We start from the raw sequence: 23,077 nt of genomic DNA on the forward strand, positions 1-23,077 counted from the left end.
CGCAACATGGTGACCGCCGCATCGAGGGATATCAAGGACTTCGTCTTCGAGTGGGAGGGCAAGGACCGCTCCGGCAAGATCGTACGCGGCGAGATCCGCGCCGCGGGCGAGAACCAGGTGCAGGCCACCCTGCGGCGCCAGGGCGTGCTGCCCACGAAGATCAAGAAGCGGCGCATGAGCTCGGGCAAGAAGATCAAGCCCAAGGACATCGCACTCTTCACCCGGCAGATGGCCACGATGATGAAGGCGGGCGTGCCGCTGCTGCAATCGTTCGACATCGTGGGGCGCGGCAACACCAACCCGAGCGTGACCAAGCTGCTCAACGACATCCGCACCGACGTGGAAACCGGCACGTCGCTGAACATGGCGTTCCGCAAGCACCCCAAGTACTTCGACAGCCTCTACTGCAACCTGGTGGAGGCCGGTGAAGCTGCCGGTATCCTGGAAGCGCTGCTCGACCGCCTGGCGATGTACATGGAGAAGACCGAGGCGATCAAGTCCAAGATCCGCTCCGCGTTGATGTACCCCATCTCGGTGATCATCGTCGCCTTCGTGGTGGTGACCATCATCATGATCTTCGTGATTCCGGCCTTCAAGGACGTGTTCAGCTCCTTCGGGGCGGACCTGCCGGCGCCCACGCTGTTCGTGATGGGCATCAGCGAGATCTTCGTCCAGTGGTGGTGGCTGATCTTCGGGGTGATCGGCGGCGGCTTCTTCTTCTTCATGCAGGCCTGGCGCCGCAACGAGAAGATGCAGAAGGTGATGGACCGGCTGCTGCTGCGCATCCCGGTGTTCGGCGCGCTGATCGACAAGTCCTGCGTGGCGCGCTGGACCCGCACGCTCTCCACCATGTTCGCGGCCGGCGTGCCGCTGGTGGAGGCGCTCGACTCGGTGGGCGGGGCGTCCGGCAACTCGGTCTATGCCGACGCCACGGAGCGGATCCAGCAGGAAGTCTCCACCGGCACCAGCCTGACCGCCGCCATGGGCAACGCGAACGTGTTCCCCTCCATGGTGCTGCAGATGTGCGCCATCGGCGAGGAATCCGGCTCCATCGACCACATGCTGGGCAAGGCCGCCGACTTCTACGAAGCCGAGGTCGACGAGATGGTGGCGGGCCTGTCCAGCCTGATGGAGCCGATCATCATCGTGTTCCTCGGCACGCTGATCGGCGGCATCGTCGTGTCGATGTACCTGCCGATCTTCAAGCTGGGCCAGGTCGTCTGATGCTCGAAGAAGCCTGGGTGGCGGCCGGCCTCGCCGGCGTGCTGGGCCTGCTCGTCGGCAGCTTCCTGAACGTGGTGATCCACCGCTTGCCGCAGATGATGGAGCGGCAGTGGGCGGCCGAGGTGGCGCAGTATGCGCAAGATGCACGGGCGGCCGAAGGCGTCGGCGCAACGGCCGGCGCGGCGCCTCCACCTGCGCCCGAGGCGCCCGCCGAACGCTTCAACCTGTCGACCCCCCGGTCGCGCTGCCCTTCTTGCGGGCACCTGATCCGGTGGCATGAAAACATTCCCGTCCTCAGCTACCTCTTCCTGAAGGGGCGCTGCAAAGGCTGCGGCACCCGCATCAGCCCGCGCTACCCCGCGGTCGAGCTGCTGACGGGCGCGCTTTTCCTCTTCTGCGGCCACCGCTGGGGCTTGACGGCGACGGCAGCCGCCTGGTGCGGCTTCTCGGCGGCGCTGGTGGCATTGGCCTTCATCGACTGGGATACCACGCTGCTGCCCGACGACATCACCCTGCCGCTGCTGTGGGCGGGCCTGCTCGCCGCCGTGCTGCGCTGGACCGAGGTGCCCGTGCAGTCTGCGGTGATCGGGGCGGCCGCCGGCTACCTGGCGCTGTGGTCCGTTTACTGGGCCTTCAAGCTCGCGACCGGCAAGGAGGGCATGGGCTATGGCGACTTCAAGCTGTTCGCGGCGCTGGGCGCCTGGTTCGGCTGGGAGGCGCTGGTGCCGGTGATCCTGATGGCATCCGTCATCGGCGCGCTGGTCGGCATCGGCATGAAGTTCGCAAGCAGCCTGCGCGAGGGCCTCTACGTGCCGTTCGGCCCGTTTCTCGCTGGCGCGGGCCTGACGGCGATGATCGCCGGCCCGGCGCGGGTGATGCAGACCCTCCTCGGGTCCCTGGGCCTGTGACGGCCATCCCGCCGCGCCGCACACCGCTGCACCTCGGGCTGACGGGCGGCATCGGCAGCGGCAAGAGCACGGTGGGCCAGATGCTGCAGCACTGCGGCGCGGCGCTGGTGGACGCGGATGCCTGCTCGCGCGCGGTGACCTCAGCGGGCGGCTCGGCCATTGCCGCCATCCGCCAGGCCTTCGGCGACGAATTCATCGACCCGAGCGGGGCGCTCGACCGGGGGCGCATGCGCGAGAAGGCCTTCGGCGACGCGCAAGCGAAGGCGCGGCTGGAGCGCATCGTCCACCCCCTGGTGGCGGACGGCATCGCGCAGGCGACGCTCGCCGCCACGCAGGCGGGCCACCGCCTCATCGTGCTCGACATCCCGCTGCTGGTCGAGTCGCCGCGCTGGGCCCCCGTGCTGGATGCGGTGGTGGTGGTCGACTGCAGCGAGGCCACGCAGATCGCCCGCGTGCAGGCGCGCAGCGGGCTGGACGCGGCGGCCGCCCAGGCCATCATCGCGGCGCAAGCCTCGCGCGCGCAGCGCCGGTCGGCCGCCGACATCGTGCTCTTCAACGACGGCATCTCCCTGGCGGAACTGCGGACCCACGCAGGGCGGATCGCCACACGGTTCGGGCTATGATGCATCGGGCCGTGCCGGCACCCGACCTGGTGCTTCAGGACGAGCGGTAGCCTCCTGCCTCCCGAGCACCCCCCAGGAACCCAGCAGCGTGATCCTCTACGAATACCCCTTTAACGAACGACTGCGCACCTACCTCCGGCTGGAGCAGCTGTTTCGCCGCCTGGGCGAGCTGATCCCGCGGGCGCACCCCCTGGACCACCATTACGCCCTGGTGACCATGTTTGAGATCATGGACGTCGCCGCCCGCGCGGACCTGAAGTCGGACGTGCTCAAGGACCTGGAAAAGCACAAGCTGCAGCTCGACAGCTACCGCGGCAATCCTTCGATCTCCGAGGACGTGCTCGACAGCGTCATCGCCCAGCTCGACCGGTGTTTCACCGGGCTCAATGCCCAGCATGGCAAGGCGGGGCACGCCCTGGCCGAGAACGACTGGCTGATGAGCATCCGCAGCCGCGTCGGCATACCGGGCGGCACCTGCGGCTTCGACCTGCCGGCCTACTACGCCTGGCAGCACCACGCGCCGCAGCAGCGGCAGCACGACCTGGAGAGCTGGGCCTCGCACCTCGCCCCCCTGGCCGAGTCGGTGTTCGTGCTGCTCAAGATGCTGCGCGACTCGGGCGTGCCGCAGAAGGTGGCGGCCGACCACGGCCAGTTCCAGCAGACCCTGCCGCAGGGCCGCACGTTCCAGCTGCTGCGCCTGCGCATCGACCCCGGCCTGCAGCTCATTCCCGAGATCAGCGGCAACCGGCTGATCGTCTCCGTGCGCCTGATGCGCCAGGACGAGGCCGGCCGCCTGCAATCCAGCACCGAAGACGCGGCTTTCGAGCTCACGCTGTGCGCCTGAAGGCGCGCCCTCCTTGCAACGATGTCCGATACGAAGAAAAAGAAAAACGCCGCTGCCGCTGCCGCTGCCGCGGCGACCACGGCAGACAGTGCCCAGCGATGGGTGAAATGCCCGCAATGCGGTGGGCCCAGCCTCTACAGCCCCGCCAACCGGTTTCGCCCGTTCTGCGGCGAGCGCTGCAAGCAGATCGACCTGGGCGCCTGGGCCAGCGAGGAATTCCGCATGCCGACCGAGGCGCCGCCCGAGGACGCGGAGTTCGGCGACCCTCGCCTGCTGCCCTGATTTTCAGAGCCTGATCGGGCTCCAGCGCTTGTGTATCAAGCGCTTGTTGCTATCATTTTTGATATTCCATGGAGGCAGGGTCGAAGGTCTCGCCCCGCTCCTGCGCCAGCCATTCCAGCACCGGATAGGCCCCCGGCAACACCGGCCTTACGGTGAGCGGCCAGCCCTGCCAGGCCATCGTCTGGCCCTCGCGCATCTCGAATTCGCCCGTCCACTCGTGCACCTTGCACCAGTGCAGGCGCACCAGCGCGTGCGGGTAGTCGTGCTCGGTGACCTTCCACACGGCCGCCGGGCCGATGGTGACGCCCAGCTCCTCGATCAGCTCCCGGCGCAGCGCCTGCTCGACGGATTCGCCCGTCTCGATCTTGCCGCCGGGAAATTCCCAGTAGCCTTCATACGCCTTGCCGGGCGGACGGGTGGACAGCAGCAGCGCCCCGTCGCCCCGCACCAGGATGCCGACCGCGACCTCGGTGTGCTTGCGCGCTTCCCGCGGGGCCGGCGCGGGTGCGGCGTCGTGCATGGAATCAGGCATCCGCGCGCCTTCCCGCGAAGTCCTTGGCGAACTGGTAGGCCACGCGGCCGCTGCGGGAGCCGCGCTCCAGTGCCCAGACCAGCGCCTCGGGCCGCGCCCGCTCGATGTCTTCGGCGCCCACGCCGAGCGCGCCCAGCCATTGCGCGACGATGGCCAGGTATTCCTGCTGGCTGAACGGGTAGAAGCTCACCCAGAGGCCGAAGCGTTCGGACAGGGAGATCTTTTCCTCCACCGCCTCGCCCGGATGCACCTCGCCGTCGGCGGTGTGGGTGTAGCTGAGGTTGTCCTTCATGTACTCCGGCAGCAGGTGCCGGCGGTTGCTGGTGGCATACACCAGCACGTTCGGCGTGGAGGCCGCGATCGACCCGTCGAGGATCGACTTGAGCGCCTTGTAGCCGGCCTCGCCTTCGTCGAAGCTCAGGTCGTCGCAGTAGACGATGAATTTCTCGGGCCGTCCGGACACGACTTCCACGATGTCGGGCAGGTCGGTCAGGTCGGCCTTGTCCACCTCGATGAGCCGCAGCCCCTGCGGCGCATAGGTGCTCAGGCACGCCTTGATGAGCGACGACTTGCCCGTGCCGCGCGCGCCGGTCAGCAGCACGTTGTTGGCGGGCCTGCCCTCGACGAACTGCTGGGTGTTGCGCTGGATCTTGTCCTTCTGCGCATCGATTTCCTTGAGATCGGCGAGGGCCATGCCGGCCACGTGCTGCACCGGCTCCAGCACGCCGTGGCCGCTGCTGCGCTTGCGGTAGCGCCAGGCCACGGCTCCCGCAGACCAGTCGGGGGCGGACAGCGGTTGCGGCAGCACCGCTTCGATGCGGGAGATGAGCTGCTCGGCGCGGAGCAGCAGGTGGGCGAAGGCGTCGTTCATGGGGAGGCTGGATCGGTCGGTTCCGGGGCCGGGCGCCACCGCCCGGCAGGGCTCAGGAGCGGTAGTCGGCGTTGATGGTCACGTAGTCGTGGCTCAGGTCGCAGGTCCAGACGGTGTCCGCCGCATCGCCGCGGCCGAGCACCACGCGGACCGTGATCTCGCTTTGCTTCATCACGCGCTGGCCGTCTTCCTCGCGGTACGCGGGGTTGCGGCCGCCCTTGACGGCCACGTGCACGTCGTCCAGGAACAGGTCGATCTGCGTCTGGTCCAGATCGTCGATGCCCGCATACCCGACCGCCGCCAGGATGCGGCCCAGGTTCGGGTCGCTGGCGAAGAAGGCGGTCTTGACCAGCGGCGAATGCGCGATGGCATAGGCCACCTGGCGGCATTCGTCGCCGGTGCGGCCCCCTTCGACGCGCACGGTGATGAACTTGGTCGCCCCCTCGCCGTCGCGCACGATGGCCTGGGCCAGCTGCTGGGCCACCGCGAGCAGGCCCTCGCGCAGGGCCTGCCCGTCGGCGCCGTCCAGCGCCGCGACCGGCGCGTTGCCGGCCTGGTGCGTGGCGATGAGCACGAAGGAATCGTTGGTGGAGGTGTCGCCGTCTATCGTCACCCGGTTGAACGACCGGTCGGCCAGTTCGCGCACCAGGGGTTGCAGCAGCTCGGGGGCAATGGCGGCATCGGTGGCCAGGAAGCCCAGCATGGTCGCCATGTTGGGGCGGATCATGCCGGCGCCCTTGGAGATGCCGGTGATGGTCACGGTCTTGCCGCCCACCTGCACCCGACGGCTGAACGCCTTGGGCAGCGTGTCGGTGGTCATGATGCCTTCGGCGGCCCGCGCCCAGTGGTCCGGCTGCGCATCCGCCAGCGCGGCGGGCAGCCCGGCGGCGATGCGGTCGCTGGGCAGCGGCTCCATGATCACGCCGGTGGAGAACGGCAGCACCTGCTCGGGTGCCACCTGCAGGTGCTCCGCCAGGGCCGCGCAGGTGGCGCGGGCGCGCAGCAGGCCGTCGGCACCGGTGCCGGCATTGGCGTTGCCGGTGTTGATGACCATCGCACGGATGGCCTGGGCACCTTGCAGGTGTTCACGGCAGACCTGCACCGGCGCGGCGCAGAACCGGTTCCTGGTGAATACGCCGGCCACCGAGGCGCCCTCGTCCAGCAGGAAGACGGTCAGGTCCTTGCGGTTGGCTTTGCGCACGCCCGCTTCGGCAACGCCGATGCGAACGCCCGGCACGGGGTGCAGATCAGAGGCCACGGGGGCGGAGAGATTCACGGGCATGGGTGCGATTCCTTGCGAATGAGCGGGGGATTATCGGAAAAATCGATGACTGCAAACGACAACACGGGCCGCGGCCCGTGTGTTGCATTGCATCGCGTGCATGGCGGCCGGTGCTTCGAGAGCGCGCTCACACGCTCTCGGCGGACCGCCGCCACGTCAGGCCAGCTTGCCGTGGCACTGCTTGTACTTCTTGCCGCTACCGCAGGGGCAGGGGTCGTTGCGGCCCACGCGCAGGCCGCCATCCTGCGCATCGCCACCGGCGCGCACGGTCTGGCCGTCCACCCGGGTTTCGACCTCGCCGGTCTCGGTGGGCGCGGTGTAGGTGACGTTGGCGATGTTCTCGCCACGGCTTTCCAGCGCCTCGGCGGCTTGGTCGAGCTGGGCGCTCGACTGCACCTGCACGGTCATCAGCACCTTCGACACCTCGTTCTTGACCTGGTCGATGAGCTGGCGGAAGAGCTCGAACGCCTCGCGCTTGTATTCCTGCTTGGGCTGCTTTTGCGCATAGCCGCGCAGGTGGATGCCCTGGCGCAGGTAGTCCAGTGCGCTCAGGTGGTCACGCCAGTTGGTGTCGAAGCTCTGCAGCAGCACCATGCGCTCGAACTGCGTGAAGTTGGCTTCGCCGATCATCGCCAGCTTGGCCTCGAAGACCTCGCGCGCCGCCGTCAGCACCTTCTCCAGCACTTCCTCGTCGGTGATGGCCTCTGCGCCCTCCACTTCCTTTTGCAGCGGCAGCTGGATCTGCCAGTCGTCGTTCAGCACGCGCTCCAGGCCGGCCAGGTCCCACTGCTCTTCCACCGACTCGGCGGGCACGTACTGCCGCACCAGGTCGGTCAGGCAGTCGTCGCGCATCACGGACACCAGCTCCGACAGGTCGGCCGCGTCGAGGATCTCGTTGCGCTGCTGGTAGATGACCTTGCGCTGGTCGTTGGAGACGTCGTCGTATTCGAGCAGCTGCTTGCGCACGTCGAAGTTGCGCGCCTCCACCTTGCGCTGGGCCGACTCGATGCTGCGCGTGACGATGCCGGCTTCGATGGCCTCGCCGTCGGGCATCTTCAGGCGGTCCATGATGGACTTGACGCGGTCGCCGGCGAAGATGCGCATCAGCGAATCGTCGAGGCTCAGGTAGAAGCGCGAGGAGCCCGGATCGCCCTGGCGGCCCGAGCGGCCGCGCAGCTGGTTGTCGATGCGGCGCGATTCGTGGCGCTCGGTGGCGATGATGCGCAGGCCGCCCAGTTCGCGGATGTGCTCGTGGTCGCGAGCCCAGCGCGCTCGCAGCTCGGCCAGGCGCGCTTCCTTCGTGGCGGCGTCCAGCGTCTCGTCGTTCTCGATGGCCGCCACGTCCTTCTCGATGTTGCCGCCCAGCACGATGTCGGTCCCCCGCCCGGCCATGTTGGTGGCGATGGTGATCATGCCGGCGCGGCCGGCCTGGGCCACGATGTCGGCTTCACGCGCATGCTGCTTGGCGTTCAGCACCTGGTGCGGCAGGCCCTCTTTCTGCAGCAGCTGGTCGATGATCTCGGAGTTCTCGATCGAGGTGGTGCCCACCAGGACCGGCTGGCCGCGCTCGTGGCACTCGCGGATGTCCTTGATCGCCGCTTCGTACTTCTCGCGCGTGGTCTTGTAGACCCGGTCGAGCTGGTCGTCGCGCTTGCTGGGGCGGTTGGGGGGAATGACCACCGTTTCCAGGCCGTAGATCTCCTGGAACTCGTACGCCTCGGTGTCGGCCGTGCCGGTCATGCCGGCCAGCTTGGTGTAGAGGCGGAAGTAGTTCTGGAAGGTGATCGAGGCGAGGGTCTGGTTCTCGGCCTGGATGTTCACACCTTCCTTGGCCTCCACGGCCTGATGCAGGCCTTCGCTCCAGCGGCGGCCGGACATCAGGCGGCCGGTGAATTCATCGACGATGACGATCTCGCCGTTCTGCACCACGTAGTGCTGGTCGCGGTGATAGAGGTGGTTGGCCCGCAGCGCCGCGTACAGGTGGTGCATCAGCGAGATGTTGGCCGGGTCGTACAGCGACGCGCCCTCGGCGATCAACCCGCGGCTCGCCAGCACGCGCTCGGCGGTTTCATGGCCCTGCTCGGTCAGGAAGACCTGGTGGGTCTTCTCGTCGAGCGTGAAGTCGCCGGGCTTGGTCACGCCCTCGCCCGTGCGGGGATCGGCCTCGCCCTCCTGGCGCACCAGCAGCGGCACCACCTCGTTCATCGCCAGATACATCTGAGTGTGGTCTTCGGCCTGGCCGCTGATGATGAGCGGCGTGCGCGCCTCGTCGATCAGGATGGAGTCCACCTCGTCGACGATGGCGTAATTCAGCACCTTCTGCACGCGGTCCTGCGCCTCGTAGACCATGTTGTCGCGCAGGTAGTCGAAGCCGTATTCGTTGTTCGTGCCGTAGGTGATGTCGGCCGCGTAGGCGGCCTGCTTTTCCTCGCGCGGCATGTTGGGCAGGTTGATGCCCACCGTCAGGCCGAGGAAGTTGTAGAGGCGGCCCATCCACTGCGCATCGCGGTTGGCGAGGTAGTCGTTCACCGTCACCACGTGGACACCCTTGCCCGACAGCGCGTTCAGGTACACCGGCAGCGTGGCGGTCAGCGTCTTGCCCTCGCCCGTGCGCATTTCGGAGATCTTGCCGAAGTGCAGCGCCATGCCGCCCAGCATCTGCACGTCGAAGTGGCGCATCTTCATGATGCGCTTGGACCCTTCACGGACCACCGCGAAGGCCTCGGGCAGCAGGTCATCCAGCGACTCGCCGCGGGCGACGCGATCCTTGAATTCCTGCGTCTTGGCGCGCAGGGCATCGTCACTCAGCTTCTCGTACTCCGGCTCCATCACATTGATGCGGACAACCGTCTTGCGGTATTGCTTGAGCAGTCGATCATTGCGGCTGCCGAATAATTTGGTGAGGAAGTTGGTGGCCATGCGAACAGACCGCACCGCGAGCCGCTGGGGCTGCAGGGCGACCAGAATCCCTAAGAAGAAGTAGGTTCAGATGGGGCCGCCGGCCCCGTTTTGCAAGTGATTGCAAATCAGGGGACAGGCGTCCGGAGCGGCGATTTTACCTGCCCATGCGTTGCACCTCGGTGGTGACGCCCGCGGCGGCCACGCGCTGCGCCGCACCGCCGGCCCCACCCGCGCCGGCGAGCAGGAATTTTTGCGGATCCTGCGGCACGCCCTGCACCAGCACCTCGAAGTGCAGGTGGGGACCGGTGGAGCGCCCCGTGGAGCCCACGGCCGCGATCTTCTGGCCACGGCGCACCAGATCCCCCCGCTTGACCCAGGTCTTGGAGGCATGCGCGTAGCGGGTCACCAGCTGGTTGCCGTGGTCCACCTCGACCATGTTGCCGTAGGCGGGGTGGTATTCCTGGGTCACGACCACGCCGCCCGCGGCCGCCAGGATGGGCGTGCCGGGCTCGGCGGGAAAGTCCAGCCCGGTGTGCAGGGCCGACTGCCCCGTCACCGGATCGATGCGCCAGCCGAACGAAGAGCCGGCCAGGCGGTCCAGCACGGGCTGCTGCGTCGGGACCATGTGCTTGCGGATGCGCTGGTCGAAGAGGCGCGACTCCACCACCGTCATGAGATCCACGCGCTGGTCGGTCACCCGTGCGAGATCGTCCAGCGTCGCCTGCAGGTCGGCGAGGTCGAGCGGGCGGCCGGAGACCAGCGCGCCGCCCTGCCCTGGCGGCTTGGCCGCGCTGACGGGCGGCATGCCGGCCAGCCCCATGACCCGGTCGCCCAGCGATTCCAGCTGCATCACCCGCGCCTGCATCTCGCCGACCTTGCGCGCCATGGCATCGAGGTTGGCGCGCATCAGGCGGTTCTGCTCGTCGGCGTCGCCCTGCGTCGCACCGGCGTGGGCGGCCATGCCCGAAGGCCAGGCCGCTCGCGCGCCCTGCATGAACAGCCAGTGGTACATCGCCGCCGTACAGGCCATCAGCACCAGCGACATCAGCAGCGCGAGCAGCAGCAGCCGCGTGCCCGACAGGTGAATCGCCCGGCTGCGCGCCAGACGGGCGTCCGTAATAATCACATGCACTATGAATCTCCGCGCCAGCCGGCGCCATGCCAGCCCATGCCCCGCCGACATCACGCCGTCACGCTGCAACAAGCCACTCAGGAATCGCCCACGCTGTCGATGCTGACGGCGCTGACGCGGGACTCCAGCGAACGGCTGCGGGCCATCGAAAAACTGATTCCGCCGACCTTGCGCCCGACCATCCAGGCCGGTCCCATCGACGGAACGTCGTGGTGCCTGCTGGTGCGCAGCAACGCAGCGGCGGCCAAGATCCGGCAGTTGCTGCCTGCCTTCGAGGCGCATCTGCGTAGCCGGGGGTGGGAGGTTAACTCCATCCGCCTGAAAATCCAAACCTGAACCCCGGCTGGGGCGTTCGGACGGCCGATGGAAAAAATGCGATAAGAAATGGTGCCGATTGTCGGAATCGAACTGACGACCTACCGCTTACAAGGCGGGTGCTCTACCAACTGAGCTAAATCGGCGAAGGCTGCATTCTAGCCGGCACGCGGCAGCGCAAAACAAAACACCGGCGGACCTTTCGGCACGCCGGTGCTTGGGAAGAAGCGCGCCTACTTCACGCGCTTGAGCGCGGGGCGCCCACCGCCGCCGGCGGGCGGCTGCGGGCGCGGCGGCTCCTGTTCGTCGGTGGCCGGCGACTCGGGCTGCACCAGCTGCACGACGCGGTCGGCCGTGGGCCCTTCTGTCGTGGCAGGCTCCGCCGCCTCGGGGGCCGTGGTGGCAGGCAGCGACGACATGACCGATCCGGCGCCGCCTTCGACCAGCGCATCGACCGGGGGCGGGAAGGCCATGCCCTGCCCGTTCTCCCGCGCATAGATCGCGATCACCCGCCCCACCGGCACCATGATGTCGCGGGGCTTGCCGCCGAAACGCGCCTTGAACTCGATGAAATCGTTGCCCAGTTGCAATGCGCTCGTGGCGTCGTAGCTGATGTTGAGGACGATCTCGCCGTCCTTCACGTACTCGCGCGGCACCTGGACGGATTGGTCCACACGCACCGCCACGTAAGGCGTAAGGCCGTTATCGGTGCACCACTCGTAGAGCGCCCGGATCAGGTAAGGACGCGTGGAAGTGGAGTCCTGGGCGTTCATCATGGCAAAGTGAAAAGAAGGAACAAAGGCGGAGGCTTTCTTTCGTTACTTCCGCATGACCTTTTCCGAAGGCGTGAGCGCTTCGATGTAGGCGGGGCGCGAGAAGATGCGCTCGGCGTACTTCAGCAGCGGCGCGGCGTTCTTGCTCAGGTCGATGCCGTAGTAGTCCAGGCGCCACAGCAGCGGGGCGATCGCCACGTCCAGCATGGAGAAGTTCTCGCCCAGCATGTACTTGTTCTTCAGGAACACGGGGGCCAGCTGGGTCAGGCGGTCGCGAATGTGGGCGCGGGCCTTTTCGAGCGCCTTCTCGTTGCCCTTGGTGGCGCGAGACTCCAGGATGTTCACGTGGACGAACAGTTCCTTCTCGAAGTTGAGCAGGAAGAGGCGAACGCGCGCGCGGTCCACCGGGTCGCCAGGCATCAGTTGCGGGTGCGGAAAGCGCTCGTCGATGTACTCGTTGATGATGTTCGACTCATACAGGATCAGATCGCGCTCGACCAGGATGGGCACCTGGCCGTAGGGGTTCATCACGTTGATGTCTTCGGGCTTGTTGTACAGGTCCACATCGCGGATCTCGAAGTCCATTCCCTTCTCGAACAGAACGAAACGGCAGCGATGGGAGAAGGGGCAGGTCGTACCCGAATAAAGCACCATCATGGTGGGAGGCTCCTAAAAATCAAAAGAGTGGGCGCGACTGCGCCCACTCTGTAAAAGCTCGAACCGCACCCAAGGGGTGCGGCAAAGAGTCTAGCGGTTACTTGACGTCTTTCCAGAAGGCTGCGTTGAGCCTCCAGGCAATGACCGTGAAGACGCCCAGGAAGATCAGCACCCAGACGCCCACGCGAACCCGCGTATTTTGCGCCGGCTCGCCCATCCACTGCAGGTAGTTGACGAGATCACCCACCGCCTGGTCGTACTGCAGGGGCGACATGGTACCAGCCGTGACCTGCTGCCACCCCTTGAAGACCTGGATGGCATGGCCGTGACTCTGCTGCTCCTCGAACACCGGGCGGCGGTCGCCCTGCAGTTGCCACAGCACGTGGGGCATGCCGACGCTCGGGAATGCGAGGTTGTTCCAGCCGGTGGCCTTGGTGTCGTCGCGGTAGAAGGTGCGCAGGAAGGTGTAGAGGTAGTCGGCGCCCGTACCGCCGTGGCCGGCGCGCGAACGGGCGATGACGGTAAGGTCGGGCGGGTTGCCGCCGAACCAGTCCTTGGCCTGGCGCGGGTCGATCGACGCCTTCATGGTCTCGCCCACCCGGTCGGTGGTGAAGAGCAGGTTGTCCTTGATCTGCTGCTCGGTGAGGCCAATGTCCTGCAGGCGGTTGTAGCGCATGAAGGCGGCCGAGTGGCAGTTGAGGCAGTAGTTGACGAACAGCTTGGCGCCGTTCTGCAGCGAGGCCGTGTCGTTGGTGCGGTTGGGCGCCTTGTCCCAGGCGATGCCGCCTTCGGCGGCGTGGGCGCCCGTCGCAATGCCAAGCGCGGCGATCAGCGTGAGGAGGATTTTTTTCATGGCGATGCTTCAGCTTTCTTGCGGCTCGGTGCGCGCGCTCAGTGCGGCGTGAAAGTCACGCGGTCGGGCACGGGCTTCGGGGTACCCAGGCGGCTCCACCAGGGCATCAGCAGGAAAAAGCCGAAATAAAACAGCGTGCCGAGCTGTGAGACACGCTCGCCGATCACCGAGGGCGGTTGCACGCCCAGGTAGGCGAGCACCACGAAGTTGATCACGAAGATGCCGTAGAGGTATTTGTGCCAGTCGGGGCGATAGCGGATCGACCGGGCCGGGCTCATGTCCAGCCAGGGCAGGAAGAACAGGATGATGACGGCGCCGCCCATCACCACCACGCCCCAGAACTTGGCGTCGATGGACAGCATGAGGGCGATGGCCACCGCCGCCGCCACGGCCAGCGCCGCCTTCACGAACGTGGGCAGTCGCCCCTTCACCACCGCCAGCCCCACGGCCAGCACCACGCAGGCGATGAGCGCATACATCATCTCGCTGGTGATGGCGCGCAGCATGGAATAGAACGGCGTGAAGTACCAGACCGGCGCGATGTGCGCAGGGGTCTTGAGCGGGTCGGCCGGGATGAAATTGTTGTATTCGAGGAAGTAGCCGCCGAACTCCGGCGCGAAGAAGATCACGGCCGAGAAGATGAACAGGAACACGCACACGCCGAAGATGTCGTGCACCGTGTAGTAGGGGTGGAACGGGATGCCGTCCAGCGGATGGCCGTGCTCGTCCTTCGGGGCATTGGGACCCTTGATCTCGATGCCGTCGGGGTTGTTGGAGCCCACGTCGTGCAGCGCCAGCAGGTGCGCCACCACCAGGCCCAGCAGCACCAGCGGCACGGCGATGACGTGGAAGCTGAAGAAGCGGTTGAGCGTGGCGTCGCCCACCACGTAGTCGCCGCGGATCAGCAGCGCCAGGTCGGGGCCGATGAAGGGGATGGCCGCGAACAGGTTTACGATCACCTGGGCGCCCCAGTACGACATCTGGCCCCAGGGCAGCAGGTAGCCCATGAAGGCCTCGGCCATGAGCGCGAGGAAGATCGCGCAGCCGAAGATCCAGACCAGCTCGCGCGGCTTGCGGTAGGAGCCGTAGAGCAGCCCGCGGAACATGTGCAGGTAGACCACCACGAAGAACGCCGAGGCGCCCGTGGAGTGCATGTAGCGGATCAGCCAGCCCCAGGGCACGTCGCGCATGATGTATTCCACCGACTCGAACGCCTTGGCGGCGTCGGGCTTGTAGTGCATCACGAGGAAGATGCCGGTGACGATCTGGATCACCAGCACCAGAAGGGCCAGCGAGCCGAAGATGTACCAGAAGTTGAAGTTCTTCGGAGCGTAGTACTCCGACATGTGCACCCGGTAGGCGTCGAACGCCGTGGGGAAGCGGTTTTCCAGCCAGTTGGCGGCCTTGGCGCCGGTCGACGCGTTGGGCGAGATGTCCTTGAATTCGCGGTAAGCCATGGGTCGTTCCTCAGGCCTTCTTGTCTTCACCGATCAGGAGCTTGGTCTCCGACAGGTACATGTGGGGGGGCACTTCGAGGTTGTCGGGCGCGGGCTTGTTCTTGAAGACGCGGCCGGCCATGTCGAACGTGGAGCCGTGGCAGGGGCAGAGGAAGCCGCCCTTCCAGTCGTCGGGCAGCGAAGGCTGGGCGCCGGGCGCGAACTTGTCGGAGGGCGAGCAGCCCAAGTGCGAGCAGATGCCCACGGCCACCAGCACCTCGGGCTTGATCGAGCGCGCTTCGTTGCGGGCGTATTCGGGGGTGAGTTCGCTGGGCTTGCGCTCGGACTTGGGGTCGGCCAGTTGCGCATCGAGGCCCGGCAGCGCCGCGAGCTGCTCGGGCGTGCGCTTGACGATCCACACCGGCTTGCCGCGCCATTCCACGGTGATCTTCTCGCCCGGCTTCAGCGCGGAGATATCGACCTCGACCGCGGCCCCGGCGGCCTTGGCGCGTTCGGAGGGCTGGAAGGTGCTGACGAAAGGCACGGCAGTCGCCACGCCGCCCACCGCGCCAGCGCATCCGGACGCGATCAGCCAGGTCCGTTTGCTGGAGTCGATCGGAGTTTCACTCATGGGGTCCTCTATCTACTTCGCTTGTGGGATCATCGAAAATTGTAGCGGAGCCAATATGGTTATTCCATTGGGGGACACCCGTCCATGGCGGTCGTTACTTCAGTGTTTTCATCTATATCAAAGGAGTGGGGAAATGGGCATTGCGCAAGAATTCAAAGAGTTCGCCATCAAAGGCAATGTGATAGATCTGGCCGTGGGCGTGATCATCGGCGGGGCCTTCGGCAAGATCGTCGATTCGGTGGTCAGCGACCTCATCATGCCGGTCGTCGGACTGGTATTCGGGCGGCTCGATTTCTCGAATCTGTACTTGGTGCTGGGCACCATTCCCCCGGGCACGGCCAATACGCTGGACGCCTTGAAAAAGGCCGGCGTGCCCGTGCTGGCGTATGGCAACTTCATTACCGTGGGCGTCAACTTCCTGATCCTGGCCTTCATCATTTTCATGATGGTCAAGCAGATCAACCGCCTCAAGCGCCAGGCCCCCGCGCCGGAGCCCGCAGCGCCTGCCGCGCCGGCCGAAGACATCGTGCTGCTGCGCGAGATCCGCGACAGCCTGAACCGCCCGCGCTGAGCCGCGGCTTCCCTGTTGTCCTGATACGCAAAGGGCCTGCCATGCAGGCCCTTTTTTCATGGTCAGGCAGGCAGCGACGACAGTTGCCGCGCCATGCGCACGGCCTCGATCAGGCTGGACGCATCGGCCACGCCCTGCCCGGCGATGTCGAAGGCGGTGCCGTGGTCGGGGCTGGTGCGCACCAGGGGCAGGCCCAGCGTGACGTTCACGCCCTTGTCCACGCCCAGGTACTTCACCGGGATCAGCCCCTGGTCGTGGTACATGGCCAGCACCACGTCGAATTCGCCCGCCCGCTGCGGCGTGCTGCGGGCGCGCATGAAGACGGTATCGGGCGCGAAGGGGCCCTGCGCGTCGATGCCTTCCGCGCGCGCGGCCTGGATGGCCGGCACGATGACGTCGATTTCTTCACGCCCGAAGAGCCCGCCCTCCCCCGCATGTGGATTCAGCCCCGCGACGCCGATGCGCGGCGCCCGGCCCAGGCTGCGGGCCAGGGCCGCGTGGGTGATGCGCAGCGCCCCCAGCACGTTGGCCACGGTCACCGCATCCAGCGCGTCGCGCAGCGACACGTGGATGCTGACCAGCACGGTGCGCAGCTCGTCGCTGGCCAGCATCATGCGCACCGGCATCTCGGCCAGTGCCACGCCCGCATGGCGCGCCGCCTCGGCCTGCAGCAATTCGGTGTGGCCGGGGAAGGCGATGCCACCCGCAGCCAGCGCCTCCTTGTGCAGCGGCGCGGTGACGAGCGCCGCCACCTCGCCCCGCAGTGCGGCCCGCGCGGCCCAGACCACGCAGTCGGCGGCGGCCCGGCCGGCGGCGGCGTCGATGCGGCCCCAGGCGGGCGGCTCGGCCGGCAGGCCGGGCAGCGGCAGCACCGGCACGCAGCGCGGTGGCACAGCCGCCGCCTCGCGCACCGACGCGATGCGCGCCATCGGCAAGGCCGTGTCGCCGGGCTGGGCGATGCATGCCGCCCCGCGCCGCAGCGCCGCCACGCTGCCCACCACGAAGCAGCCGCGCAGCAGCCCGGGCGCGTCGCGGAACGCCTTGGCGATGATCTCGGGGCCGATGCCGGCCGCGTCGCCCTGGGTGATGGCGATGGGTAAAGGTTGCGTCATGCGGCTCCCGCAGGGTGATTTTTCATGCCAAATCGGCCTCCAGCGCCCGTGAATAAAGCGCCTATTGCTACATATTTAATAGCAATCGAGCTTTTCAGGCCGGGTTGTCGATGTCGATGAACACGTGCTCCAGCCCCAGTTGCCCGGCCACCCGCTCGGCCACGGCCGGCGCGCCGTAGCGCTCGGTGGCATGGTGGCCGGCGGCCAGGAAGGACACGCCGCTCTCGCGTGCCAGGTGCGCCTGCGGTTCAGAGATCTCGCCGGTGACGAACGCATCGGCGCCGGCCGCCATGGCCGCCTCGAAGTAGCCTTGCGCGCCGCCGGTGCACCAGGCAACGCGGCGGATGGGCCGGACCTCGGCCGGCGCGGGCGCCACCAGCGTGACGCTGCGGCCCAGCACGGCCTCCACATGCCGCGCCAGCGCCGCGCCATCGCCGTAAGCGGCGCTGGCCACGCAGCCCAGGTTTTGCTCTCCAAACTGGCGGTCGGCCTGCCAGCCCAGGCGCTGGCCCAGCTGGGCGTTGTTGCCCAGTTCCGGGTGCGCGTCCAGCGGCAGGTGGTAGGCGAAGAGGTTGATGTCGTGGGCCAGCAGGCGCTGCAGGCGCTGCTTCATCCAACCGGTCACGCGCCCGTCCTGGCCGCGCCAGAACAGGCCGTGGTGCACGAAGATCGCATCGGCCCGCTGGGCGATGGCCGCGTCGATCAGCGCCCGGCTGGCGGTGACGCCGCTCACGATGCGCCGCACCTCCGGGCGCCCCTCGACCTGCAGGCCGTTGGGGCCGTAGTCCTTGAAGCGTTCGGGCTGCAGCAGGGCGTCGAAGGCGCCCAGCAATTGGTCTCGCGAGGTGGGGGTCGTCGTCATCCGCCGATTGTCTCAGCCCCGCGAGCGCAGCCGGGTCAGCCGCGCTGGGCCGCCGGCTGCCAGCCGCGCGATGCGAGCGGCACGAAGCCCAGCGCGAAGCCCAGTACGCCCATGGCCGCCACGTAGTGGGCGTTGGCCAGCACGTCGTGCTGCTGCCACAGCGTGATCAAAATGGGCGTGATGCCGCCGAACACGGCATAGGCCATGTTGTAGGAGAACGAAAGCCCGGTGAAGCGCACTTCCGGCGGAAAGGCACGCACGCCGACGATGGGCAGCAGCGAGATCGAGCCCACGAAGAAGCCGATCAGCCCGTAGTTGAAGACCAGCGAGGCGGGCGTGCCCGGCAGCTGGGTGTAGAACCAGTAGCTCGACAGCGTGAGCCCGCCCCAGCCGATCAGCATGACGGGGCGTGTGCCGAAGCGGTCCGTGGCCCAGCCCACGACGATGCAGCCAATGGTCAGCGTGAGCGTGGCGACGGCGTTGGCCTCCAGCGCCAGCGTGGCCGGGATCTGGAACACCTTCTGCAGGTAGTTGGGCGTGATCAGCACCACCACGACCACCGCCGTGGACAGCACCCAGGTCATCAGCGCCACCAGCACCATCGCGCCCTTGTGGTCGCGCAGCACGGTCTTCACGGGCAGCTCGCGCGCCACGGCGCGGCGGGTGGCCAGCTCCTGAAACACCGGCGTTTCGTGCAGAAAGCGGCGCAGATACACCGACACCAGGCCGAACACGCCGCCCAGGATGAACGGGATGCGCCAGGCGAAGTCGCGCACCTCGGCGGGTGCATAGCTGCGGTTGATGGCGATCGCCACCAGCGAGCCCAGCAAAATGCCGCCCGTGATGCCGGCCGTGAGCGTGCCCACGCCCAGGCCGTAGCGGTTCTTCGGCACGTGCTCGGCCACGAACACCCAGGCGCCCGGCATTTCACCGCCGATGGCCGCGCCCTGCAGCACGCGCATGGCCAAAAGCAGCAGCGGTGCCGCCACGCCGATGCTGGCGTAGGTGGGCAAGAGGCCGATGACCAGCGTGGGCACGGCCATCAGGAAGATCGACAGCGTGAACATGCGCTTGCGGCCCAGCTTGTCGCCGAAGTGGGCGATGACGATGCCGCCCACGGGGCGCGCCAGGTAGCCGGCGGCGAAGATGCCGAAGGTCTGCAGCTGGCGCAGCCAGTCGGGCATGTCGGCAGGGAAGAAGAGGCCGCTCAGCACCGCGGCGAAGAACACGTAGATGACGAAGTCGTAGAACTCCAGCGTGCCGCCCAGGGCGGACAGCCCCAGGGTCTTGTAGTCGCTGCGCGTCAACGGGCGATGGGAGTCGGTGGCAGCGTCGGCTGAGGCCGGCGCGGAAGGGGTCAGGGTCATTGGAAAACGGTCCGGAAAGGTTCGCGGCGCCTGCACGGCGCTGCGGTCGGCGCAGCACGAGCAAGGATCGAGGCGAACGGAAAAATACCAAAGCACAAAGCAACGGCCTGGCCGCATCCGTGCGCGGGGATAGCGCAGGGTGCAGCCACGTTCGGGCAGACGATCCGGGTGGGGAGACGAGAGCGCGGCGGCCCAGGCGGGTAGCGGGGGCGCGGGGAACGACGAAACCGTTACAGACCGCCACAGTTTAAGGGTTTCCCCGATGGCGCCGCGCGGGCGGCCCCGCACGTCCCTCTGCCACCGAAGGTCGGCGCCGACGCCAGGGCCGCCGCCGAGCGGCGACAATGCTGGGCGGCTGGCCCGGTCGGGCCCCAGCAGGCTGCCCCCGGCCTGGTCTTTTCGAATCCCTTTTTGCACACCTGCTCCACCATGAAGCGCATCTGGCTGCTGTTTGCCCAGGCCGTGACGGTCTTCGTCGCCGCCTATTTCGTCGTCGCTACCCTGCAACCGAGCTGGATCCGCGGCGGCGCCACGCGCAGCAGCGCGGGCATCTCGCTGATCGAGGCGCCCGCCACGCCGGATGCGCCGCCCGCCCCGGGCAGCTTCAGCGGCGCGGCGCGCAAGGCCGCCCCGGCGGTGGTCAGCATCAACACCAGCAAGGCCGTGCGCAACCCGCGCAGCAACGACCCCTGGTTCCAGTTCTTCTTCGGCGACCAGGCCGCCCAGCAGGCGCAGACCGGGCTGGGCAGCGGTGTCATCATCAGCACCGACGGCTACATCCTCACCAACAACCACGTGGTGGAAGGCGCCGACGAGATCGAGGTCACGCTGACCGACAACCGCCGCGCCCGCGCCCGCGTGATCGGCACCGACCCCGACACCGACCTAGCGGTGCTGAAGATCGACCTGGACAAGCTGCCCGTGATCGTGCTGGGCCAGTCCGACCAGCTGGCGGTGGGCGACCAGGTGCTGGCCATCGGCAACCCCTTCGGCGTGGGCCAGACGGTGACCAGCGGCATCATCTCGGCCCTGGGCCGCAGCCAGTTGGGCATCAACATCTTCGAGAACTTCATCCAGACCGACGCCGCCATCAACCCGGGCAATTCGGGCGGCGCGCTGGTGGACGTGCACGGCAACCTGATGGGCATCAACACCGCGATCTACTCGCGCTCGGGCGGCAGCATGGGCATCGGCTTCGCGATTCCCGTGTCCACCGCCAAGCTGGTGCTGGACGGCATCGTGAAGGACGGCCAGGTCACGCGCGGCTGGATCGGCGTGGAGCCCAACGAGCTGTCGCCCGAACTGGCCGCCACCTTCGGCGTGAAGGCCACCGAGGGCGTGATCATCACCGGCGTACTGCAGGCCGGCCCCGCCGCGCAGGCCGGCGTGCGCCCGGGCGATGTGATCGTGGAAGTCGACGGCAAGCCCACCCACAGCGTGTCTGCCCTGCTGACGGCCGTGGCCGCGCTGCGGCCCGGCACCTCCGCGCCCTTCACCCTGCAGCGCGGCGATGCGCGCATCGAGGTGCAGGTGGTGCCCGGCACCCGGCCCCGCCCGCAGCAGCGGCGCTGATTGGGCACGGGGCGCGGCGCCGGCGGTGCCTGCGCTGCCTGCGCTGCCGCCCCACCAATCTGACGCTATCAAAAAAATAGCTGCAAGCGCTTATACATCAAGCGCTGGCAGCTATTTTTATGGGCAATCGTGTGTTCATCCCGCGGCGATGTGGGCCGCTCGGGTTCCGCTCAGGCGCTGGGCTCCTGCGCGTCTTCGGGTGCGGCCGTGTGGCGGATGAAGATCTGCGCGGCCCAGATGCCGAGTTCGTACAGCAGGCACATGGGCACGGCCAGCGCCAGTTGCGACACCACATCTGGCGGCGTGACCACGGCGGCGATGATGAAGGCCAGCACGATGAAGTAGCCGCGGAAGCTCTTGAGCTTGTCCACCGTCACGATGTTCAGGCGCGCCAGCACGATCACGACGATCGGCACCTCGAACGCGAGGCCGAAGGCCAGGAACATGGTGATGACGAAGCTGAGATAGGCCTCGATGTCCGGCGCGGCGGTGATGCTCTTGGGCGCGAAGCTCTGGATGAACGCGAACACCTGGCCGAACACGAAGAAGTAGCAGAACGCCACACCGATGAAGAAGAGCAGCGTGCTGGACACCACCAGCGGCAGCACCAGCTTCTTCTCGTGCGAGTAAAGGCCCGGCGCCACGAAGGCCCAGGCCTGCCACAGCACCACCGGCAGCGCCAGCAGAAAGGCCGACATCAGCAGGATCTTGAGCGGCACCATGAAGGGCGAGATCACCGAGGTGGCGATCAGCGTGGCGCCCGCGGGCAGGTGCGCCACCAGCGGCGCAGCCAGCAGGTCGTAGAGCGGGCCGGGGCCGGGATAGAAGAACAGCACGGCCGCGGCGATGCCGACAGCGATCAGCGCCTTGACCAGCCGGTCGCGCAGCTCCATCAGGTGCTGCACGAACGGCTGCTCGGTGCCCGCGAGCTCGTCTTCTTTATGGGGAATGTCGGACATAGTGGGGAAAGCAGTGTGCGGGCGGTTGCCGGCGCGCGGCGATGGGCACGCGCGGCGGCGGGGCAGCAGGGGTCGTCAGTGGAATTTCTGCGGCCGGAAGCGGGCGACACGCGCGGCGCCGGACTGGGCCTTCGTGCGCACGCCAGCGCGGGCCTTGTACCACTGGGGCGTGGCACCGCGCTTGAGCCGCCAGTTCTTGCCGGGGTTTTTGTAGGCGGGCACCACCGTGCCGTGGTCGAAGGCCGAGCCCGAGGACACGCCGGGCGAGGACGCATCGTCGATGCCGCCGCCGATGGAGGTGTCCCAGTCCTTCTGGAAGTCGGTGGCGCTGGTCTGCACGGACTGGTGCACGTCGCGCGCGGCGCTCTCCACCGTGTCCTTCATCTTGCGCAGCTCGTCCAGCTCCATCGACCGGTTGACCTCGGACTTCACGTCGGCCACGTAGCGCTGCGCCTTGCCCAGCAGCGTGCCGACGGTGCGCGCCACGCGGGGCAGCTTCTCGGGGCCGATGACGATCAGCGCCACGGCGCCGATCAGCGCCATCTTGGACAGGCCAATATCAATCATGGGACGAACGATTCAGCGGTGCGGGAAACGAAAACACCGCCGGAGCGCGTCGCGGCGGCAGGACCGGGCGCCATCAGCCCTTGTGCTTGGCTTCCACGTCGATCGTGGTCTTGTCGGCGGGCGTGGCGGCTGCGTGGGTGGTGGTGCCGACCTGGCCGGGAGGCGGCACGGCGCCGGGTGGCGTGGCGGGGTCGGCCGAGCCGTCCTTCATGCCGTCCTTGAAGCCCTTCACGGCGCCGCCCAGGTCGGAGCCCATGTTCTTGAGCTTTTTGGTGCCGAACACCATGACCACGATGAGCAGAACGATCAGCCAGTGCCAGATGGAAAACGAACCCATGAAAATCTCCTAACGAATTGCGAAACATTCTAGACGGGGGACCTGACCGCGGTGTGATACCCCTGCTGCCCTCGGCGTTCCCCGCCGCGGCGGCTTTCAGCCCTTGAGCCAGGGGCGGGGCCCGCCCATGACGTGCACGTGCAGGTGGTGGATCTCCTGGCCGCCCTCGTCGCCCGTGTTGACCACGATGCGAAAGCCGCCGGCGGGGTACGGGTTGCAGCCCTGCTCCAGCGCCAGCCGGGGCGCCAGCGCCATCATGCGGCCCAGCACGCCGGCATGAGCGTCCGTCACACCGGCCATGGAATGGATGTGTTCCTTGGGCACCATGAGAAAGTGCACCGGCGCCCAGGGATGGATGTCGTGGAAGGCAAAGATTTCATCGTCTTCATACACCTTGCGGGAGGGAATCTGGCCGGCGATGATCTTGCAGAAAAGGCAGTCGGGATCGTGCATGGGCGAAGGCTCT

The 23,077-nt window shown here is 67.4% G+C and carries 25 protein-coding genes and 1 tRNA gene; 8 read left to right on the forward strand and 18 right to left on the reverse strand.

The features are described from left to right. The first annotated feature begins 6 nt into the window (after positions 1 to 6). The 5 genes from ABWV53_RS11785 to ABWV53_RS11805 all read left to right on the forward strand — a co-directional run bounded on the left by ABWV53_RS11785 (position 7) and on the right by ABWV53_RS11805 (position 3,881). Positions 7 to 1,224 carry a type II secretion system F family protein gene (locus ABWV53_RS11785; protein WP_353366036.1) on the forward strand — a complete coding sequence of 406 codons (1,218 nt, stop codon included), beginning with the start codon at positions 7 to 9 and terminating at the stop codon, positions 1,222 to 1,224. Then, positions 1,224 to 2,132, forward strand: a complete 909-nt coding sequence (locus ABWV53_RS11790) for a prepilin peptidase (RefSeq protein WP_353366038.1) — start codon at positions 1,224 to 1,226, stop codon at positions 2,130 to 2,132. Before ABWV53_RS11785 ends, ABWV53_RS11790 begins: the two co-directional genes overlap by 1 nt. Next, on the forward strand, positions 2,129 to 2,755 hold the full coding sequence (gene coaE / locus ABWV53_RS11795) for a dephospho-CoA kinase (RefSeq protein WP_353366040.1): 627 nt from the start codon (positions 2,129 to 2,131) through the stop codon (positions 2,753 to 2,755). The genes ABWV53_RS11790 and coaE overlap by 4 nt, the downstream gene beginning before the upstream one ends. An 88-nt stretch (positions 2,756 to 2,843) precedes the next feature. Next, entirely contained in the window at positions 2,844 to 3,599 is a 756-nt protein-coding gene (gene zapD / locus ABWV53_RS11800; protein WP_353366042.1) for a cell division protein ZapD, read from the forward strand. Between the two features lie 21 nt (positions 3,600 to 3,620). Continuing rightward, positions 3,621 to 3,881, forward strand: coding sequence for a DNA gyrase inhibitor YacG (locus ABWV53_RS11805; RefSeq protein ID WP_353366044.1), 261 nt, complete (start codon positions 3,621 to 3,623; stop codon positions 3,879 to 3,881). Between the two features lie 52 nt (positions 3,882 to 3,933). Here the strand turns inward: ABWV53_RS11805 and ABWV53_RS11810 are convergent, their stop codons facing one another. The 5 genes from ABWV53_RS11810 to ABWV53_RS11830 form a co-directional block, all read right to left on the reverse strand. Next, entirely contained in the window at positions 3,934 to 4,413 is a 480-nt protein-coding gene (locus tag ABWV53_RS11810) for an NUDIX domain-containing protein (protein ID WP_353366046.1), read from the reverse strand. Continuing rightward, on the reverse strand, positions 4,406 to 5,284 hold the full coding sequence (locus tag ABWV53_RS11815) for an ATP-binding protein (RefSeq protein WP_353366048.1): 879 nt from the start codon (positions 5,282 to 5,284) through the stop codon (positions 4,406 to 4,408). The genes ABWV53_RS11810 and ABWV53_RS11815 overlap by 8 nt, the downstream gene beginning before the upstream one ends. Before the next feature lie 52 nt (positions 5,285 to 5,336). Continuing rightward, positions 5,337 to 6,566 carry a bifunctional glutamate N-acetyltransferase/amino-acid acetyltransferase ArgJ gene (gene argJ / locus ABWV53_RS11820; RefSeq protein WP_353366050.1) on the reverse strand — a complete coding sequence of 410 codons (1,230 nt, stop codon included), beginning with the start codon at positions 6,564 to 6,566 and terminating at the stop codon, positions 5,337 to 5,339. A gap of 156 nt (positions 6,567 to 6,722) precedes the next feature. Then, on the reverse strand, positions 6,723 to 9,485 hold the full coding sequence (secA, locus tag ABWV53_RS11825; protein ID WP_353366052.1) for a preprotein translocase subunit SecA: 2,763 nt from the start codon (positions 9,483 to 9,485) through the stop codon (positions 6,723 to 6,725). Between the two features lie 136 nt (positions 9,486 to 9,621). Then, positions 9,622 to 10,599, reverse strand: coding sequence for a M23 family metallopeptidase (locus ABWV53_RS11830; protein ID WP_353366054.1), 978 nt, complete (start codon positions 10,597 to 10,599; stop codon positions 9,622 to 9,624). A gap of 36 nt (positions 10,600 to 10,635) precedes the next feature. Here ABWV53_RS11830 and ABWV53_RS11835 point away from each other — a divergent pair, with 36 nt between their 5' ends. Beyond that, positions 10,636 to 10,935: a hypothetical protein gene (locus tag ABWV53_RS11835; RefSeq protein ID WP_353366056.1), complete on the forward strand. Its 300-nt coding sequence runs from the start codon at positions 10,636 to 10,638 to the stop codon at positions 10,933 to 10,935. A 49-nt stretch (positions 10,936 to 10,984) separates the two neighbouring features. On the opposite strand, the gene ABWV53_RS11840 is transcribed toward ABWV53_RS11835, so the two are convergent. The 6 genes from ABWV53_RS11840 to petA all read right to left on the reverse strand — a co-directional run bounded on the left by ABWV53_RS11840 (position 10,985) and on the right by petA (position 15,264). Further along, positions 10,985 to 11,060, reverse strand: a tRNA-Thr gene (locus ABWV53_RS11840). 87 nt (positions 11,061 to 11,147) lie between these two features. Next, entirely contained in the window at positions 11,148 to 11,687 is a 540-nt protein-coding gene (locus tag ABWV53_RS11845; RefSeq protein ID WP_353366708.1) for a ClpXP protease specificity-enhancing factor, read from the reverse strand. A 45-nt stretch (positions 11,688 to 11,732) separates the two neighbouring features. Further along, positions 11,733 to 12,344 carry a glutathione S-transferase N-terminal domain-containing protein gene (locus tag ABWV53_RS11850; protein WP_056668591.1) on the reverse strand — a complete coding sequence of 204 codons (612 nt, stop codon included), beginning with the start codon at positions 12,342 to 12,344 and terminating at the stop codon, positions 11,733 to 11,735. A 97-nt stretch (positions 12,345 to 12,441) separates the two neighbouring features. Then, positions 12,442 to 13,197: a cytochrome c1 gene (locus ABWV53_RS11855; RefSeq protein WP_353366059.1), complete on the reverse strand. Its 756-nt coding sequence runs from the start codon at positions 13,195 to 13,197 to the stop codon at positions 12,442 to 12,444. Between the two features lie 38 nt (positions 13,198 to 13,235). Beyond that, complete coding sequence (locus tag ABWV53_RS11860) at positions 13,236 to 14,654, reverse strand: cytochrome b (RefSeq protein ID WP_353366061.1); 1,419 nt, start codon at positions 14,652 to 14,654, stop codon at positions 13,236 to 13,238. A gap of 10 nt (positions 14,655 to 14,664) precedes the next feature. Continuing rightward, complete coding sequence (petA, locus tag ABWV53_RS11865) at positions 14,665 to 15,264, reverse strand: ubiquinol-cytochrome c reductase iron-sulfur subunit (RefSeq protein WP_353366063.1); 600 nt, start codon at positions 15,262 to 15,264, stop codon at positions 14,665 to 14,667. Between the two features lie 133 nt (positions 15,265 to 15,397). On the opposite strand from petA, the gene mscL reads away from it, so the two are divergent. Beyond that, positions 15,398 to 15,835: a large conductance mechanosensitive channel protein MscL gene (mscL, locus tag ABWV53_RS11870; protein WP_353366065.1), complete on the forward strand. Its 438-nt coding sequence runs from the start codon at positions 15,398 to 15,400 to the stop codon at positions 15,833 to 15,835. 62 nt (positions 15,836 to 15,897) lie between these two features. Here mscL and pdxA read toward each other — a convergent pair whose 3' ends face one another. The 3 genes from pdxA to ABWV53_RS11885 form a co-directional block, all read right to left on the reverse strand. Beyond that, positions 15,898 to 16,947 carry a 4-hydroxythreonine-4-phosphate dehydrogenase PdxA gene (gene pdxA / locus ABWV53_RS11875; RefSeq protein ID WP_353366067.1) on the reverse strand — a complete coding sequence of 350 codons (1,050 nt, stop codon included), beginning with the start codon at positions 16,945 to 16,947 and terminating at the stop codon, positions 15,898 to 15,900. Positions 16,948 to 17,041: 94 nt separating this feature from the next. After that, positions 17,042 to 17,809, reverse strand: coding sequence for a Nif3-like dinuclear metal center hexameric protein (locus tag ABWV53_RS11880; RefSeq protein WP_353366069.1), 768 nt, complete (start codon positions 17,807 to 17,809; stop codon positions 17,042 to 17,044). A 35-nt stretch (positions 17,810 to 17,844) separates the two neighbouring features. Next, positions 17,845 to 19,176, reverse strand: coding sequence for an MFS transporter (locus ABWV53_RS11885; protein ID WP_353366071.1), 1,332 nt, complete (start codon positions 19,174 to 19,176; stop codon positions 17,845 to 17,847). Between the two features lie 429 nt (positions 19,177 to 19,605). Here ABWV53_RS11885 and ABWV53_RS11890 point away from each other — a divergent pair, with 429 nt between their 5' ends. Next, the gene (locus ABWV53_RS11890; RefSeq protein WP_353366073.1) at positions 19,606 to 20,748 is read left to right on the forward strand and encodes a trypsin-like peptidase domain-containing protein; all 1,143 of its coding nucleotides are present in this window, start codon (positions 19,606 to 19,608) and stop codon (positions 20,746 to 20,748) included. 170 nt (positions 20,749 to 20,918) lie between these two features. Here the strand turns inward: ABWV53_RS11890 and tatC are convergent, their stop codons facing one another. From tatC to ABWV53_RS11910, 4 genes are all read right to left on the reverse strand, one after another. Further along, on the reverse strand, positions 20,919 to 21,707 hold the full coding sequence (gene tatC, locus ABWV53_RS11895; protein ID WP_353366075.1) for a twin-arginine translocase subunit TatC: 789 nt from the start codon (positions 21,705 to 21,707) through the stop codon (positions 20,919 to 20,921). A gap of 75 nt (positions 21,708 to 21,782) precedes the next feature. After that, complete coding sequence (tatB, locus tag ABWV53_RS11900) at positions 21,783 to 22,274, reverse strand: Sec-independent protein translocase protein TatB (RefSeq protein ID WP_353366077.1); 492 nt, start codon at positions 22,272 to 22,274, stop codon at positions 21,783 to 21,785. 73 nt (positions 22,275 to 22,347) lie between these two features. Continuing rightward, positions 22,348 to 22,611, reverse strand: coding sequence for a Sec-independent protein translocase subunit TatA (tatA, locus tag ABWV53_RS11905; protein WP_353366079.1), 264 nt, complete (start codon positions 22,609 to 22,611; stop codon positions 22,348 to 22,350). A gap of 96 nt (positions 22,612 to 22,707) precedes the next feature. Then, entirely contained in the window at positions 22,708 to 23,064 is a 357-nt protein-coding gene (locus ABWV53_RS11910) for a histidine triad nucleotide-binding protein (protein WP_353366081.1), read from the reverse strand. Between the last annotated feature and the right edge of the window lie 13 nt (positions 23,065 to 23,077).

Source organism: Acidovorax sp. FG27 (assembly GCF_040365715.1).
Taxonomy (GTDB): Bacteria; Pseudomonadota; Gammaproteobacteria; order Burkholderiales; family Burkholderiaceae_C; genus Paracidovorax.